Here is a 15723-nt window from a genome sequence, read left to right on the forward strand (position 1 = left end):
AGGGGCCGCACCCGGGAGCGGGCGACGCACTGGAGAGGGGCCGCACCCGGGAGCGGGTGCGAGGAACTCCGCCCCGCAGGGCATGCGGCGGCGAAGCACGCCCGCAGGCAACGCACCGGCGGGCAGGCGGGCGACCGTACGCCCCCGTAGGGACGTCAGCCGTAGGTGTCGCCGGGGCCGCGGCTGCCCGGCGCCCGCAGGGGTCCGGGCGACCACCGGGGACCGCCCGGACCCAAGACCTTGATCAACCGGACCGTCCCCTGCCCGAGATCCTCGTTCAACCGGGCGACCAGCCTCGGCGCGAGCAGCCGCAGCTGCGTCGCCCACGCCGTCGAGTCGCACTGCACCGTCAGCACGCGCTCCGCCGGATCGTCGTCGTACTTCAGGGGCACACAGTGCTTCGCCAGGTCCTCGCCCACGATCTGCGGCCAGCGGCCCATCACCCCGCCCACGGCGGCCGGCGTCTCCCAGCCCCGCTCGGTGATGAGCCGGTTGATCGCCGCACCCAGCGGCAGCGGATCGCGCCCGTCCGCCCGGGCCCCGGAGCGCAGTCCGCCGCCGCGCCGCGCCTGCTTCTTCTGCTGTGCGGCGGCGCCCCGTGCCCTCGCCTGCTCCTTGGCCGCCCGCAGGGCGACCCGCGCCAGATCGACACCCGACGGCTCGGGGACCGCTGATGCTCCACCGGCGCCGGGTGCCCCCGCCGCACCCGACACCCCGGGGGCATCACCGGCTGGACCGGTCCCGCTCATACCCGTACCACCGAACCGTTCTCGACCGTGTACCGCGCCCCCGCCAGCACCCCCGGCACATCGTCGTCGACCGCCGCCGTCACCAGGACCTGCTCGCCCGGCGCGACCGACTCCGCCAGCCGTTCACGCCGCCGCGCGTCCAGCTCCGCGAAGACGTCGTCGAGCACGAGCACCGGCTCATTGCCCTCCGCGCGCAGCAGGTCGTACGACGCCAGGCGCAGCGACAGGGCGTACGACCAGCACTCCCCGTGGCTGGCGTACCCCTTGGCCGGCAGCTGCCCCAGCTTGAGCAGCAGATCGTCCCGGTGCGGGCCGACCAGCGTCACACCGCGCTCGATCTCCTGTTTGCGGACCTCCGCCAGGGCGTCGAGGAGCTGCCCGTACAGCCCCTGCCGGTCCTGCGCACCTCCCGGCGCGGAGCACCGGTACTCCAGGGCCACCGGACCGCCGCCCGGCGCGAGCTGCTCGTATGCCTTGTCCGCCAGCGGCTGCAGGACCGCGATCAGGTCCATGCGCTGCGCCAGCAGTTCCGCGCCCGCCCGCGCCAGATGCTGGTCCCATACGTCCAGGGTGGACAGGTCCGCCCCCGCAGACCTCGTCGCGGGAGGCGCCCCCGCCCGGCCGCCGTGCCGCCGCGCCATGGCCGCGGACTTCAGGAGCGTATTGCGCTGCTTGAGCACCCGTTCGTAGTCCGACCGCACCCCTGCCATCCGCGGCGAGCGCGCCGTGATCAGCTCGTCCAGGAACCGCCGCCGCTCTCCCGGATCGCCCTTGACCAGCGCGAGGTCCTCCGGCGCGAACAGCACCGTCCGTATGATCCCGAGGACGTCACGCGGTCTGACCTGCGACGACCTGTTGATTCTGGCCCGGTTCGCCTTCCCCGGGTTGAGTTCCAGCTCGATCAGCTGGGAGCGCTCGCCCTGCGTGACCGCCGCCCGGATGACCGCTCGCTCGGCCCCCATCCGCACCAGCGGAGCGTCCGAGGCGACCCGGTGGCTGGACAGGGTCGCAAGATAGCCGACCGCTTCGACCAGATTCGTCTTGCCCTGCCCGTTCGCCCCCACGAACGCGGTGACGCCCGGGTCGAGCGGGACCTCGACCCGGGCGTAGGAGCGGAAGTCGGCCAGCGACAGATGCGTCACATGCATGGATGTACGCCGACCTCCCCCGGCTCAGAGTTGCTGCGGCACTGTGTGCCCATGTGTCACTTCGTGCTCTGCGCGTTCTCGACCGCGTGGCCGCCGAACTGGTTGCGCAGAGCCGCGATCATCTTCATCTGCGGGGAGTCGTCCTGCCGGGACGAGAACCGTGCGAACAGCGACGCCGTGATCGCGGGCAGCGGCACCGCATGGTCTATCGCGGCTTCCACGGTCCAACGGCCCTCGCCGGAGTCCTGTGCATAACCGCGCAGCTCGTCCAGGTGCTCGTCGTCGTGGAGCGCGTTGACCGCCAGGTCGAGCAGCCAGGAGCGGATGACCGTGCCCTGCTGCCAGGAGCGGAAGACCTCGCGCACGTCGGTGACGGAGTCGACCTTCTCCAGCAGCTCCCAGCCCTCGGCGTACGCCTGCATCATGGCGTACTCGATGCCGTTGTGGACCATCTTCGCGAAGTGGCCGGCGCCGACCTTGCCCGCGTGGACGGAGCCGAAGTCGCCCTCGGGCTTGAGGGCGTCGAAGACGGGCTGCACCTTGGCGACGTTCTCCGCGGTGCCGCCGTACATCAGCGCATAGCCGTTCTCCAGGCCCCAGACTCCGCCGGAGACACCGCAGTCGACAAAGCCGATGCCCTTGGCGGCGAGCTCCTCGGCGTGCTTCTCGTCGTCCGTCCAGCGGGAGTTCCCGCCGTCGACCACCACATCGCCGGGTTCCAGCAGCTCGGCGAGCTCGTCGACCGTGGACTGCGTCGGGGCGCCGGCCGGGACCATCACCCACACGACCCGCGGACCCTCCAGAGATTCCACAAGCTCCTTGAGGCTGTGGACATCCGCGAGGTCCGGGTTGCGGTCGTATCCGACGACGGTGTGGCCTGCGCGGCGGATGCGCTCACGCATATTGCCGCCCATTTTGCCGAGGCCGACGAGACCGAGCTCCATCAGAGATTCCTTTTGCTTGTGTGCAGTTTCGTACCCGCGTCCGAGCCTACGCCCGGACGCGGGGGCACACCTGTTCCGGTCTGCCGCTCGTCCGCCGGGCGGTCAGCCGCTCAGACGGACCGGCATGATCAGGTACTTGTAGGCCTCGTCCGCCTCCGCGTCCACGGCCGGCTTGCCGCTGAGCAGCGCGGGCTTGGTGGACGTGGTGAACGAGAGCTGGGCGACCGGGGAGTCGATGGCGCTCAGTCCGTCGAGCAGGAAGGTCGGGTTGAAGGCGATCGAGATGTCGTCGCCCTCCAGCTGGGCGTCGACACGCTCCACAGCCTGTGCGTCGTCGCTGGAGCCGGCCTCCAGGATCAGCACGCCCTGCTCGAAGCTCAGCCGGACCGGCGTGTTCCGCTCGGCGACCAGCGCCACGCGCTTGACGGCCTCCACGAACGGCGCGGTCTCGATCACCGCGACCGAGTTGAACTCCGTCGGAAAGAGCGTCCGGTACTTCGGCAGATCGCCTTCGAGCAGCCGGGTGGTCGTGCGCCGGCCGGCGCCCTCGAAGCCGATGAGGCCCTCACCGGCGCCGGAGCCGGCCAGCGCCAGCGTCACGGTGTCGCCGTTGGTCAGCGCCTTGGCCGTGTCCAGCAGGGTCTTCGCAGGCACGAGCGCGACGGCGGAGGTGTCCGGGTTCTCCGGCTTCCACAGGAACTCGCGGACCGCGAAGCGGTAGCGGTCGGTGGAGGCCAGCGTGACGGTGTCGCCCTCGATCTCGATGCGGACGCCGGTCAGCACGGGCAGGGTGTCGTCACGGCCGGCGGCGATGGCGACCTGGGAGACGGCGGAGGCGAAGACCTCTCCGGGGACGGTGCCGGTCGCGGTGGGCATCTGAGGCAGCGCCGGGTACTCCTCCACAGGGAGGGTGTGGAGCGTGAACCGGGAGGAGCCGCAGACCACGGTGACCCGCACCCCGTCCGTGGAGATCTCCACAGGGCGGTTGGGGAGGGCACGGCAGATGTCGGCGAGGAGCCGGCCGGAGACGAGGACCGTGCCGTCCGCCTCCACCTCGGCCTCCACCGACACCCGGGCCGAGACCTCGTAGTCGAAGCTCGAGAAGCTGAGGGCGCCGTCCTCCGCCTTCAGAAGAAGGCCCGCGAGAACGGGCGCCGGCGGACGGGCCGGGAGGCTGCGGGCCACCCAGGCCACCGCCTCCGCGAGTACATCGCGCTCCACCCGGATCTTCACCGGAACCGCCTCCTGCTGTTGCTGGCTCTCGCCCTACTGGTCTTCGTCAGGTCGTCAGGTCCAGATCGTCGTCGCACTGGCCTGTTGCCGGGTCCCAGTCTGACGCACAGCACCGACAGCCGATGCCGGTCGGGGTCAAGTCGAGCAGAGCGGCCTCATGCCGCCGCGGCCTCGAGTTGTGCACAGGCCCCGCTTCGAAACGGATTCCCCGCTAACTCTAGGTGGGAGTGGTAGTAGGGCCTGTGGAAACCGTGGATAACGTCGTATACCCAGGTCAGAGCGGCTTTTTTATCCACCGGGCCTGTGGGTGGAGCCGGTGGACAACCGGGGCCCTCTGTGGACGCGCGAAAGTTCTGCACAGGCGATGCACAGCCCATGGGGAGTTCTCCCCAGCGCCGTCCCCAGCTTTACCCAGGTTCCCCACAGCCCAACCCAGCGCCTTGGTGTGACGGCTTTCACTCGCATCAGTGAGACTGGGCGTTTCCTTGCCGAACAGTGGACAGGGGTGTGGAGAAGCTGTGGGCAACGCGGCTCAGCCTGTGGGCTGCCGGTGGACAACGGTGATCACAGCCTGTGGACGGAGCATGCGTCCACAGGCTGTGGAGTTTGGTCAGCCACAATTCCACAGCCATCTGACCTGGAAAGATGATCTCCTGGGGAGCCTGGCTGTGGACACAGTCTGGATAACTCACAGGTCCCCAGGCTGTGGACGGAAGATTCTCCCCGAATCTGTGGAGAACGGGCTATGACCGGCAGGTATTCGAACAGCGGGCATCGGGAGCCGGGCGGGGTACGCATGCCGAAACGGCTTCCGGAACGGCTTCCGAAGCGGTCTCCGGGACGGCCTCCGAAACGGCACAGGGCGCTCCGGGGAGTCGTCCCGGAGCGCCCGTGGAAGCGTTTCTTCGGAGCCGCGGAGAGCTGAGCCGTGCAGCAGCCGTGCAGGGCCTCGCGTCAGCCGCTGCAGGGCGGGCCTGCGTCAGCCGTTCTTGATGCGGTTGGTCAGCTCGGTGACCTGGTTGTAGATGGAGCGCCGCTCCGCCATCAGCGCGCGGATCTTCCGGTCCGCGTGCATCACGGTCGTATGGTCGCGGCCGCCGAACTGCGCGCCGATCTTGGGCAGGGAGAGATCCGTCAGCTCACGGCAGAGATACATGGCGATCTGCCGGGCGGTGACCAGCACCCGGCTGCGCGACGAGCCGCACAGGTCCTCCACGGTGAGGCCGAAGTAGTCGGCCGTCGCCGCCATGATCGCGCCTGCGGTGATCTCAGGGGCGGCGTCCTCGCCGCCGGGGATCAGATCCTTCAGGACGATCTCGGTGAGCCCCAGGTCCACAGGCTGCCGGTTGAGCGAGGCGAACGCCGTCACACGGATCAACGCGCCCTCCAACTCGCGGATGTTGCGCGAGATCCGGGAGGCGATGAACTCCAGCACCTCCGGCGGGGCGTTGAGCTGCTCCTGCACCGCCTTCTTCCGGAGGATCGCGATGCGCGTCTCCAGCTCCGGCGGCTGCACGTCGGTGGTCAGACCCCACTCGAAACGGTTCCTCAGCCGGTCCTCCAGCGTCATCAGCTGCTTGGGGGGCCGGTCGGAGGAGAGCACGATCTGCTTGTTGGCGTTGTGCAGCGTGTTGAAGGTGTGGAAGAACTCCTCCTGCGTCGACTCCTTGCTCGCCAGGAACTGGATGTCGTCGACGAGCAGGATGTCCACATCGCGGTAGCGCTTGCGGAAGGTGTCGCCCTTGCCGTCGCGGATGGAGTTGATGAACTCGTTGGTGAACTCCTCGGAGCTCACATACCGCACCCGGGTGCCCGGGTAGAGGCTGCGCGCATAGTGCCCGATGGCGTGCAGCAGATGCGTTTTGCCCAGCCCCGACTCCCCGTAGATGAACAGGGGGTTGTACGCCTTCGCCGGGGCCTCGGCGACCGCGACGGCCGCGGCGTGTGCGAACCGGTTGGACGCGCCGATCACAAAGGTGTCGAAGAGGTACTTCGGATTCAGCCGGGCGTGCGGCTCGCCGGGGCCCGGCGCCGGTGCGGGCTGGGCGCCCAGCGGCCCGGGCGCACCGGTGGGCACGCCCCCGGGCCCGCGGTGCGGACCCGGCCGCTCGGGCAGGTCGGGACGCTGGGGGAGATCGGGGCGGTCGCCGCGCTGCGGCTCGTACGGCCGGCCCTCCGGCGGCTGCGGGCCCCGGTAGTCGTGCGGGGACTGGTGCGGACGGGACCCGCCGTAGGGCTCACGCCACTGGTCGGCGGACTGGTCGCGCTCCTGGTAGCCGAGGCGCGGCTGCTGCCAGGACAGCTCGTCCTGAGTACGCGGCCAGGCGCCGGGTTCCGGGCGCTGCTGGTGGTACTCGGGGTAGGCGGGGCGGGCCGACGGCAGCCCGTCGTCGCCGGGCTGCTGGCCGTAGGTCTCGTACGGGTCGCCGCGCTCCGCTCGCCGGGTTTCGTCGCGCCGCAGCTCGTCGTGGCGCAGTTCGTCCTGGCGCGGGTCGTCATGCTGCGGACCCGTGTAGCGGGGCGCCTCGCGCTGCGGCTGAGCAGCGGGCGGCTGCGCGGCCGTGCTCCCGCCGCCCACGGAGTCGTCGACGGTGATCGCGATCCTGATCGGGCGGCCGCACTCCCGGCTGAGCGTCTCGCTGATCAGCGGGGCGAGCCTGCCCTCCAGTACCCGCTTGCCCCACTCGTTGGGGACGGCCAGCAGCGCCGTGTCGGCCACCAGTGCGAGTGGCTGGCAGCGCTCGATCCACTGCTTGTCCTTGGGTTCGATGCCCTGCTGGCCCTCGGCGAGGAGCTGCTCCAGCACGCGTGGCCACACTGCGGCAAGATCGGCAGGTACGTCAGCCACAAGGCACGCTCTCTCGCAGGTCCCACGAATGTGTGGTTCTCGGGACGGGATGGGAAGACAGGCAGGAAAGGAATCGGAGTTCAGCCACGGTAGTCAGGGCGACCCACGCGGTTCAAGTTGTTGTCCACAGGCTGTGCACAGTGGGCCGGGGCATGGGGCTGGTTTGACCGAATGGCGTAGCCGCGCGTACCGTAACCAGGTCGAGTTGTCGATGGCTGCTGCCGCCTGCCTCCGATGGGCAAGGATCACGGAGATCTCATCACGGAGATCACTTTCTGTGGTTGTGAAAGCGGTGCACTCGGGCGTAATCGCGAGCTACTCGTGGGCGCACGGTGACAGCCAGGCGATAGTCCCGCCACCAACGATTCATTTCTGGAGCCCCCGAGTGAGCAAGCGCACCTTCCAGCCGAACAACCGTCGTCGCGCGAAGACCCACGGTTTCCGGCTGCGTATGCGTACCCGTGCCGGCCGTGCGATCCTCGCGTCCCGCCGCAGCAAGGGTCGCGCCCGCCTGTCCGCCTGATTCGCGTACAGGTCGTGACGTGCTGCCTTCCGAGAATCGGCTGAGGCGGCGCGAAGACTTCGCGACCGCGGTACGCCGGGGACGCCGGGCCGGACGCCCGCTTCTCGTCGTCCATCTACGCAGCGGTGCCACGGACCCGCACGCGCCTGGGGAGAGCGCTCCCCCGACGCGTGCGGGTTTCGTCGTGAGCAAGGCCGTCGGCGGGGCGGTGGTGCGGAGCCAGGTCAAGCGCAGACTGCGGCACCTGGTACGCGACCGACTGGTCGAGCTTCCCCCCGGTAGCCTGGTTGTGGTACGGGCGCTGCCCGGTGCGGGCGACGCCGACTCAGCACAGCTGGCCCGAGACCTGGACGCCGCGCTGAAGCGGCTGCTGGGAGGGGGCGCGCGATGAAGTATCCGCTGCTGGCTCTGATCAAGCTGTACCAGTGGACGATCAGCCCGCTGCTGGGCCCCGTCTGCCGGTACTACCCGTCGTGTTCGCACTACGGATACACGGCCATCGACCGGCACGGTGCGGTCAAAGGCACGGCCCTGACCGCCTGGCGCATTCTGCGGTGCAACCCGTGGTCGCCCGGCGGAGTGGACTATGTGCCGGAGCGCAAGCGTCCGCGATGGCACGAAATGCTGCGCGACGCCCTGCGCGGCAATGGCAGCAAGGGCGGGCAGAACCCTGAGACCAGCCCGGCCGCAGAGACCTCGCCCCATGCTCAAGGAGCCTGATTAGTGGACACGATTGCCAGCCTCTTCAGCTTTATCACCACGCCCGTCTCCTGGATCATCGTCCAGTTCCATGCGCTGTACGGGGCGATCTTCGGCCCTGACACGGGCTGGGCCTGGGGGCTGTCCATCGTGTCGCTGGTGGTCGTCATCCGGATCTGTCTGATCCCGCTCTTTGTGAAGCAGATCAAGGCGACCCGGAACATGCAGGCGCTCCAGCCGAAGATGAAGGCGATCCAGGAGCGCTACAAGAACGACAAACAGCGTCAGTCCGAAGAGATGATGAAGCTGTACAAGGAGACGGGCACCAACCCCCTCTCCTCGTGCCTTCCCATCCTGGCGCAGTCGCCGTTCTTCTTCGCGCTCTACCATGTGCTCAGCAAGATCGCCTCTGGCGACGAGATCGGCGTTCTCAACCAGAGCCTGGTGGACAGCGCCCGGCAGGCTCACATCTTCGGCGCTCCGATCGCTGCCAAGTTCACCGACAGCCCCGAGAAGGTCGAGGCTCTCAACGCCTCCCTGACCGATGTGCGCATCGTCACCGCGGTGATGATCATTCTGATGTCGGCGTCGCAGTTCTACACGCAGCGCCAGCTGATGCAGAAGAACGTCGACCTCACGGTCAAGACGCCGTTTATGCAGCAGCAGAAGATGCTGATGTACATCTTCCCGGTGATCTTCGCCGTGCTGGGCATCAACTTCCCCGTCGGTGTTCTCATCTACTGGCTGACCACCAACGTGTGGACCATGGGCCAGCAGATGTACGTGATCAACCAGAACCCGACCCCGGGCAGCAAGGCCCAGGATCACTACCTCCAGCGTCTGATCAAGAGCATCACCTCCCACGGGCAGGTCCGCTCGCGGCGCAAGCGCAGCGTCATCCAGGCGATCGTCGCCAAGGGACCGGACCGCAACGACAACGAGCGCCGATTCATCACCGGACTGGCCAAGGCGGGCTTCGCCGCCCAGGCGGACGGAACCGTAGCCAAGAGCGAGACTGCGCTGCTCGAGGCCGAGGGCACCGGCTCCGCTCACAAGCGGCAGCAGCCCAAGCGCCAGAGCAAGTCCCAGCGGCAGTCCACAGGTACCCAGCCGAGCACGACGAAGAGCACTCCAAGCTCGGGTTCCGAGCGTGCAAGGGCCGGTCAGCAGAAGTCGGGTGAGCCGAAGTCCGGCCAGGCCAAATCGGGGCAGGCCAAGTCCGGACAGCGGAAGGGCCCGCAGCGGCCCAAGCACCCCTCGTCCAAGAAGTAACTAGAAGGAGTCCATCCGTGACGGAAGGCACCATCTCCGCCGCCGCCGAGGGTGGCGACACCCTGACCCGCCTTGAGCAGGAGGGGGAGATCGCGGCCGACTACCTCGAGGGCCTGCTCGATATCGCCGATCTCGACGGTGATATCGACATGGACGTCGAGGCCGACCGCGCCTCGGTCTCGATCATCAGTGATGGGGGCAGCCGCGACCTGCAGAAGCTGGTCGGCCGAGACGGCGAGGTCCTGGAGGCTCTGCAGGAGCTGACGCGACTGGCCGTGCACCGGGAGACCGGGGACCGCAGCCGGCTGATGCTGGATATCGCGGGCTTCCGCGCCAAGAAGCGCGAGGAGCTGGCCAAGCTGGGTGCGAAGGCCGCTGAAGAGGTGAAGAGCACCGGCAAGCCGGTCCACCTCGACCCGATGACGCCCTTCGAGCGCAAGGTCGTGCACGACGCGGTCGCAGCCGCGGGTCTGCGCAGCGAGTCCGAGGGTGAGGAGCCGCAGCGCTTCGTCGTTGTGCTCCCTGCCTGACCTCCACTGTTGTCCCGGCCCCGTCTGTTCGCAGGCGGGGCCGGTCTTTGTCAGCCTGATAGTCAGCCGCCATGGTCCACGATGCGGCGGTGCAGTACGGAAGGACGGTCCCCGTGACGGAGGCAGCAGAGCTTCCCCAGGCGCCTGAAGCGGCGAGGACGGTTTTCGGTGAGTTCTTCCCGGAGGCCGTGCGGTACGCGGAGCTGCTGGCAGACGCAGGCGTCAAGCGCGGACTCATCGGTCCGCGTGAGGTGCCGCGCCTGTGGGAGCGGCATCTGCTGAACTGCGCCGTGCTCTCGGAAGTGGTGCCGGAAGGTGTCACGGTCTGCGATGTCGGCTCGGGGGCCGGGCTCCCGGGCATTCCGCTGGCGCTGGTACGCCCGGATCTCAAGATCACCTTGCTGGAGCCACTGCTGCGGCGTACGACGTTCCTTCAGGAAGTCGTGGAACTGTTGGGTCTGGATCATGTGACGGTGGTCCGGGGCCGGGCCGAAGAGATGCTGGGCAAGCTGCCGCAGGTCCATGTGGTCACCGCCCGCGCCGTGGCACCGCTGGACAGGCTGGCCGGCTGGGGCGTTCCGCTGCTCCGTCCCTACGGCGAGATGCTGGCGCTCAAGGGCGACACTGCTGAGGAAGAGCTTCAGGGGGCGCGGGCCGCGCTCAGCAAGCTCGGAGTGGTCGACACCTCGGTGATCCAGGTGGGTGAGGGGATTGTGGATCCGCTCTCCACTGTCGTCCGGGTGGAGGTGGGTGAGAGTCCCGGTGGCATCCGCTTCGCCGCCAAACGCGCCAAGGCCAACCGAGTGAGCCGCTCCCGCCGTCGGCGCTGATGCGCACACGGCGCTGGGCTGGGTGCGCTGTAGCCTGACCCTCTGTCTGAGTTGTACTGAGCATGAACAATGCTCCGTACAAGCTGCCATACGTATCCATTTCGGAGTGTCGACCAGGTCTGACCGGGCGGCGTATGCATCGTGTTTCACGTGAAACGTCGCTCGCTGCTGCAAGGAATCATCAGCCGCGGTCGCGCCGCCGCGCCGGCGCGTGACCGTAGGTCCCTCTTGAGGGCTACAGAGTTGTCCACAGAGGTGGATTCGTCCACAGAACGACCGGCCTCGCTGGTTCACGACCCCGAAAGCATGGCAGGCTCTGTTCATCGCGAGCCTGAAGCCGAGGAGAGTGAATCCTTGCGGTCCGACGCCAATATCGCGGGACCGATGACCGATCCGGTCCCTGGTCCCCGTACCGAGTCCGCCGGGGAGGATGTTTCACGTGAAACACCCCTTCCTCCACTGGATGACACCCCCATCGGCCGTGCTGCCCAGCTGGCGGTGGAGGCGCTGGGGCGTGCCGGCGAGGGTCTGCCGCGGCCTGAGCAGACACGCATCATGGTCGTTGCCAACCAGAAGGGTGGCGTGGGCAAGACCACAACCACGGTCAACCTCGCTGCCTCGCTGGCCTTGCATGGCGCGCGTGTCCTGGTGATCGACCTGGACCCGCAGGGCAATGCCTCCACAGCGCTGGGGATCGATCACCATGCCGAGGTCCCCTCAATCTATGACGTCGTCGTGGAGAGCAAGCCCCTCTCCGATGTGGTCCAGCCGGTCCCGGACGTCGAAGGCCTCTTCTGTGCCCCCGCCACCATCGATCTCGCCGGTGCGGAGATCGAGCTGGTGTCCCTGGTGGCGCGGGAGAGCAGGCTTCAGCGGGCGATCCAGGCGTATGAGCAGCCGCTGGATTACATCCTCATCGACTGCCCCCCGTCCCTCGGGCTGCTCACGGTCAATGCGCTGGTGGCCGGCGCCGAGGTGCTGATCCCGATTCAGTGTGAGTACTACGCGCTGGAGGGGCTGGGGCAGTTGCTGCGCAATGTGGACCTGGTGCGGGGACATCTCAATCCGTCTCTGCATGTGTCGACGATTCTGCTCACCATGTACGACGGCAGAACGCGTCTGGCTTCCCAGGTGGCGGAAGAGGTACGCGGCCACTTCGGAGACGAGGTGCTGCGGACCAGCATCCCGCGGTCGGTGCGGATCTCCGAGGCGCCCAGCTATGGGCAGACTGTGCTGACCTATGATCCCGGGTCCAGCGGGTCGCTGTCGTATCTTGAAGCTGCCCGTGAGATCGCCCTGCGGGGTGTCGGGGTGCACTATGACCCGCAGCATGCCCATGCGGGCGGCAGGAACAGCCAGCACAGTGTGTCGGAAGGGATCCAGTGAGCGAGCGACGTAGAGGACTGGGGCGTGGGCTCGGTGCGCTGATCCCCGCTGCTCCTCAGGAGAAGCAGGTGTCGACGTCTGGGGCGTCTGCCTCCTCGGGGGCCATCCCGACGCTGACCACCGAGCGTGGTGTGGCGGCAGCCAAGGTGGCGACTCTGCCCGCCGCGGCCGAGGCTCCCGAGGCCGTCTCCACGCCGGAGCCCACGGAGCTTTCGGCGGAGCCGGCCGGGGCACACTTCGCTGAGCTGCCTCTCGACTCCATCACTCCCAACCCTCGTCAGCCGCGTGAGGTCTTCGATGAGGACGCTCTGGCGGAGCTGGTCACATCCATCAAGGAAGTGGGCCTTCTCCAGCCCATCGTCGTGCGGCGGTTGGGACCCGAGCGGTATGAACTCATCATGGGTGAGCGCCGCTGGCGGGCCTGCCGCGAAGCCGGTCTGGAGCAGATTCCGGCGATCATCCGTGCGACGGATGACGAAAAGCTCCTTCTGGATGCTCTGCTGGAGAACTTGCACCGGGCTCAGCTGAACCCACTGGAAGAGGCCGCCGCCTATGACCAGCTGCTGAAGGATTTCAACTGCACGCATGACCAGCTTGCGGACAGGATCGGCCGCTCGCGCCCTCAGGTCTCCAATACGCTGCGGTTGCTGCGTCTTTCGCCGCCAGTGCAGCGCAGGGTCGCTGCCGGAGTGCTGTCCGCAGGGCACGCCCGGGCCCTTCTCTCGGTGGATGATTCCGAGGAGCAGGACCGCCTGGCGCACCGGATCGTTGCCGAGGGACTCTCGGTGCGTGCGGTCGAAGAGATCGTGACGCTGATCAACTCAAGTCCCAAGAGTCCGGCCAAGCCGAAGAGCCCCCGTGCGGGGACCCGGCTCTCGCCGGCGCTCACCGACCTGGCCTCCCGGCTCTCCGACCGGTTTGAGACCAGGGTGAAGGTCGACCTCGGCCAGAAGAAGGGAAAGATCGTCGTCGAGTTTGCTTCGATGGACGATCTGGAGCGGATCCTCACCACCCTCGCCCCCGGTGAGGGGCGGGTTCTGCAGCAGGGGCTGAGCGAGGAGCCGGCCGAGGGCGAGGATTACTAGGACGTCGTCCTGTCTCAAAGGGCGGGCTGTGTATGGCATCTGCCGGACACAGCCCGCCCTTTGCTCTTGCCGGTACCCGTGTCGGGGCTGGGTGGATACGATGCGTTCTGGTATAGCGCATCCGCCTTGATCCGCCTCAGAGAGAGGGCAAGGGGCCAATGCGATCGGTGAGCCGCAGCCAGTGGGTGACAGCGGGCTTGGGACTGGGCGCAGTCGGAGGGTTCATCAGCAGTCTCCTCAGGGAGAAGCAGGCGCTGGCAGTCGCTCGCGACGCGGCAGGCGAGGGAAGTGAGGAGCAACCCCTATGGGGCGTCGACTCGTACCGCTCACACTGGACAACCTGGCGGACCTTCCCAAGCGGTGCCGCACATGTGTCTTCTGGGAGCTTGATCCGGTCAGCGGGGAGGCTGCGGTAAGGGCCGGAACTCCCGATCTTGAGAAGGAGGCATGGATCTCGGCCGTGCTGCTCGAGTGGGGCTCCTGCGGCCGTGTCGTCTATGTCGACGAGGTTCCGGTGGGCTATGTGCTCTACGCCCCTCCGGCGTATGTCCCGCGCTCGATGGCGTTCCCGACCAGTCCCGTATCCCAGGATGCGGTGCAGTTGATGACCGCCTGGATCATGCCGGGCTATCAGGGGCAGGGGCTTGGCCGGGTGATCGTGCAGACGGTCGCCAAGGATCTGCTCCGCCGCGGTTTCCGGGCGATAGAGGCTTTTGCCGATGCTCGCTGGAAGGAGCCGACGTGTGTGCTGCCCGCCGAGCATCTGTTGGCGGTCGGGTTCAAGACAGTGCGGCCCCATCCCTCCTACCCCCGGCTGCGACTGGAACTGCGTACCACTCTGTCCTGGAAAGAAGATGTGGAGCTGGCACTGGACCGGTTGCTGGGGGCCGTTCAGAAGGAGCCGGCACTGCGACCGCTCTGAGTTCCATACATATGAAGGGGCTCATCCCGGACAGGGATGAGCCCCTTCATGTTTCACGTGAAACAGTCAGCGTTGCCGCTGCAGTCGCCTACTCGGCGATGAAGTCCGCGAGGTCACGCTCCAGGGCGGCCTTCGGCTTGGCGCCGACGATGGTCTGGACGACCTCGCCACCCTTGTAGACGTTCAGCGTCGGGATGGACATCACGCCGTACTTGGCAGCGGTACCCGGGTTCTGATCGATGTTGAGCTTCACGATCTCGATCTTGTCGCCATGTTCCGCCGCGATGGCCTCGAGGGAAGGCGCGATCTGGCGGCACGGGCCGCACCACTCGGCCCAGAAGTCGACAAGCACCGGCTTGTCGCTCTTGAGGACCTTCTCCTCGAAGTCGCTGTCGGTCACATGAGATACGGCGCCGGCCACGGCGGCCTCCTTATGTTGCGGGGTGTGAGGGGGTGAGGTTCGGAGGATTCAGACCGCGGGGGTCTTCTCCGGCTCGGCGACCTTCTCGCCGTCGGCCAGGGCGGCCAGGAACCGCTCGGCGTCGAGGGCGGCGGAGCAGCCCGTGCCGGCGGCGGTGATCGCCTGACGGTAGGTGTGGTCGACGACATCGCCAGCGGCGAATACACCGGCGATGTTGGTGCGGGTGGACGGGGCATCGACCTTCAGATAGCCCTCGTCGTCGAGGTCGAGCTGGCCCTTGAACAGTTCCGTGCGCGGGTCGTGGCCCACGGCGATGAACAGCCCGGTGACGGGCAGGGACGAGGTCTCGCCTGTCTTGGTGTTGCGCAGGGTCAGCCCGGTGAGCTTCTGGTCGCCATGGATCTCGGCGACCTCGCTGTCCCAGGCAAAGGAGATCTTCGGGTCGGCGAAGGCCCTTTCCTGCATGGCCTTGGAGGCGCGCAGAGTGTCGCGGCGGTGGACGACGGTGACTGACTTCGCAAAGCGGGAGAGGAAGGTGGCCTCCTCCATGGCGGTGTCACCGCCGCCGACCACTGCGATGTCCTGGTCCTTGAAGAAGAACCCATCGCAGGTCGCGCACCACGAGACACCGCGGCCGGAGAGTGTGTCCTCGTTGGGCAGACCGAGCTTGCGGTGCTGCGATCCGGTGGCGACGATCACAGCCTTCGCACGGTGGACGGTACCGGCGGTGTCGGTGACCGTCTTGATGTCACCGGAGAGGTCAACGGACACGACATCGTCCGGAACGAGCTCGGCGCCAAAGCGCTCGGCCTGTGCCCGCATGTTGTCCATCAGGTCGGGGCCCATGATGCCGTCGCGGAAACCGGGGAAGTTCTCCACATCGGTCGTGTTCATCAGCGCACCACCGGCGGTAACGGCGCCTTCGAACACCAGCGGCTTCAGTGATGCGCGCGCGGTGTAGAGCGCGGCCGTGTAACCCGCCGGCCCGGAACCGATAATGATCACCTTGCGGACGTCGCTCACGGGTTCTTCCTCGTCTCTGCAGACTGCCTACTGCCTACGGGGGGCGGGTCATCAACTCTCACCCCACCCAACGGATCCTACGGGGCCCACATTCCCGGGATGTCGGAGCG

At 67.7% G+C, this 15723-nt stretch carries 16 protein-coding genes; 9 read left to right on the forward strand and 7 right to left on the reverse strand.

Features of this window, described 5'->3' with window-relative positions; translation table 11 throughout:
- Nucleotides 1-155: 155 nt before the first annotated feature.
- The 5 genes from QCN29_RS05205 to dnaA form a co-directional block, all read right to left on the reverse strand.
- On the reverse strand, nucleotides 156-749 hold the full coding sequence (locus QCN29_RS05205; RefSeq protein ID WP_279926507.1) for a DUF721 domain-containing protein: 594 nt from the start codon (nucleotides 747-749) through the stop codon (nucleotides 156-158).
- Nucleotides 746-1897 (reverse strand): DNA replication/repair protein RecF, encoded by a 1152-nt coding sequence (gene recF / locus QCN29_RS05210; protein WP_279926508.1) that lies wholly within the window; start codon nucleotides 1895-1897, stop codon nucleotides 746-748. The genes QCN29_RS05205 and recF overlap by 4 nt, the downstream gene beginning before the upstream one ends.
- Nucleotides 1898-1953: 56 nt before the next feature.
- Nucleotides 1954-2841 (reverse strand): phosphogluconate dehydrogenase (NAD(+)-dependent, decarboxylating), encoded by an 888-nt coding sequence (gene gnd / locus QCN29_RS05215; RefSeq protein WP_279926509.1) that lies wholly within the window; start codon nucleotides 2839-2841, stop codon nucleotides 1954-1956.
- Between the two features lie 102 nt (nucleotides 2842-2943).
- Nucleotides 2944-4074 (reverse strand): DNA polymerase III subunit beta, encoded by a 1131-nt coding sequence (gene dnaN / locus QCN29_RS05220; RefSeq protein ID WP_240136984.1) that lies wholly within the window; start codon nucleotides 4072-4074, stop codon nucleotides 2944-2946.
- Nucleotides 4075-5053: 979 nt separating this feature from the next.
- Nucleotides 5054-6922: a chromosomal replication initiator protein DnaA gene (gene dnaA / locus QCN29_RS05225; protein WP_279926511.1), complete on the reverse strand. Its 1869-nt coding sequence runs from the start codon at nucleotides 6920-6922 to the stop codon at nucleotides 5054-5056.
- Nucleotides 6923-7307: 385 nt separating this feature from the next.
- On the opposite strand from dnaA, the gene rpmH reads away from it, so the two are divergent.
- The 9 genes from rpmH to QCN29_RS05270 all read left to right on the forward strand — a co-directional run bounded on the left by rpmH (nucleotide 7308) and on the right by QCN29_RS05270 (nucleotide 14169).
- Nucleotides 7308-7445 (forward strand): 50S ribosomal protein L34, encoded by a 138-nt coding sequence (rpmH, locus tag QCN29_RS05230; RefSeq protein ID WP_003956500.1) that lies wholly within the window; start codon nucleotides 7308-7310, stop codon nucleotides 7443-7445.
- 19 nt (nucleotides 7446-7464) lie between these two features.
- A complete protein-coding gene (rnpA, locus tag QCN29_RS05235; RefSeq protein ID WP_240136982.1) occupies nucleotides 7465-7836 on the forward strand; it encodes a ribonuclease P protein component in 372 nt (123 codons plus the stop codon).
- A complete protein-coding gene (gene yidD / locus QCN29_RS05240; protein WP_240136981.1) occupies nucleotides 7833-8165 on the forward strand; it encodes a membrane protein insertion efficiency factor YidD in 333 nt (110 codons plus the stop codon). Before rnpA ends, yidD begins: the two co-directional genes overlap by 4 nt.
- Before the next feature lie 3 nt (nucleotides 8166-8168).
- Nucleotides 8169-9416, forward strand: coding sequence for a membrane protein insertase YidC (gene yidC / locus QCN29_RS05245; protein ID WP_279926512.1), 1248 nt, complete (start codon nucleotides 8169-8171; stop codon nucleotides 9414-9416).
- A gap of 17 nt (nucleotides 9417-9433) precedes the next feature.
- Nucleotides 9434-9946 (forward strand): Jag family protein, encoded by a 513-nt coding sequence (locus tag QCN29_RS05250; protein WP_279926513.1) that lies wholly within the window; start codon nucleotides 9434-9436, stop codon nucleotides 9944-9946.
- Nucleotides 9947-10059: 113 nt separating this feature from the next.
- Complete coding sequence (gene rsmG / locus QCN29_RS05255) at nucleotides 10060-10776, forward strand: 16S rRNA (guanine(527)-N(7))-methyltransferase RsmG (RefSeq protein WP_279926514.1); 717 nt, start codon at nucleotides 10060-10062, stop codon at nucleotides 10774-10776.
- 306 nt (nucleotides 10777-11082) lie between these two features.
- Nucleotides 11083-12162 carry a ParA family protein gene (locus tag QCN29_RS05260; RefSeq protein ID WP_279926689.1) on the forward strand — a complete coding sequence of 360 codons (1080 nt, stop codon included), beginning with the start codon at nucleotides 11083-11085 and terminating at the stop codon, nucleotides 12160-12162.
- On the forward strand, nucleotides 12159-13247 hold the full coding sequence (locus QCN29_RS05265; protein WP_279926515.1) for a ParB/RepB/Spo0J family partition protein: 1089 nt from the start codon (nucleotides 12159-12161) through the stop codon (nucleotides 13245-13247). The genes QCN29_RS05260 and QCN29_RS05265 overlap by 4 nt, the downstream gene beginning before the upstream one ends.
- 304 nt (nucleotides 13248-13551) lie before the next feature.
- Nucleotides 13552-14169, forward strand: a complete 618-nt coding sequence (locus QCN29_RS05270; RefSeq protein WP_279926516.1) for a GNAT family N-acetyltransferase — start codon at nucleotides 13552-13554, stop codon at nucleotides 14167-14169.
- A gap of 88 nt (nucleotides 14170-14257) precedes the next feature.
- On the opposite strand, the gene trxA is transcribed toward QCN29_RS05270, so the two are convergent.
- Together trxA and trxB are read right to left on the reverse strand one after the other, a co-directional pair.
- Nucleotides 14258-14590: a thioredoxin gene (gene trxA, locus QCN29_RS05275; RefSeq protein WP_240136975.1), complete on the reverse strand. Its 333-nt coding sequence runs from the start codon at nucleotides 14588-14590 to the stop codon at nucleotides 14258-14260.
- A 48-nt stretch (nucleotides 14591-14638) separates the two neighbouring features.
- The gene (trxB, locus tag QCN29_RS05280) at nucleotides 14639-15613 is read right to left on the reverse strand and encodes a thioredoxin-disulfide reductase (protein ID WP_279926518.1); all 975 of its coding nucleotides are present in this window, start codon (nucleotides 15611-15613) and stop codon (nucleotides 14639-14641) included.
- Between the last annotated feature and the right edge of the window lie 110 nt (nucleotides 15614-15723).

It is taken from the genome of Streptomyces chengmaiensis (assembly GCF_029846775.1).
Lineage (GTDB): Bacteria > Actinomycetota > Actinomycetes > Streptomycetales > Streptomycetaceae > Streptomyces > Streptomyces chengmaiensis.

Coding starts and splice junctions, on each gene's coding strand:
- QCN29_RS05205 (WP_279926507.1), bottom strand. CDS start 749: ATGAGCGGGACCGGTCCAGCCGGTGATGCCCCCGGGGTGTCGGGTGCG.
- QCN29_RS05260 (WP_279926689.1), top strand. CDS start 11,083: ATGGCAGGCTCTGTTCATCGCGAGCCTGAAGCCGAGGAGAGTGAATCC.
- yidD (WP_240136981.1), top strand. CDS start 7,833: ATGAAGTATCCGCTGCTGGCTCTGATCAAGCTGTACCAGTGGACGATC.
- gnd (WP_279926509.1), bottom strand. CDS start 2,841: ATGGAGCTCGGTCTCGTCGGCCTCGGCAAAATGGGCGGCAATATGCGT.
- recF (WP_279926508.1), bottom strand. CDS start 1,897: ATGCATGTGACGCATCTGTCGCTGGCCGACTTCCGCTCCTACGCCCGG.
- QCN29_RS05270 (WP_279926516.1), top strand. CDS start 13,552: ATGGGGCGTCGACTCGTACCGCTCACACTGGACAACCTGGCGGACCTT.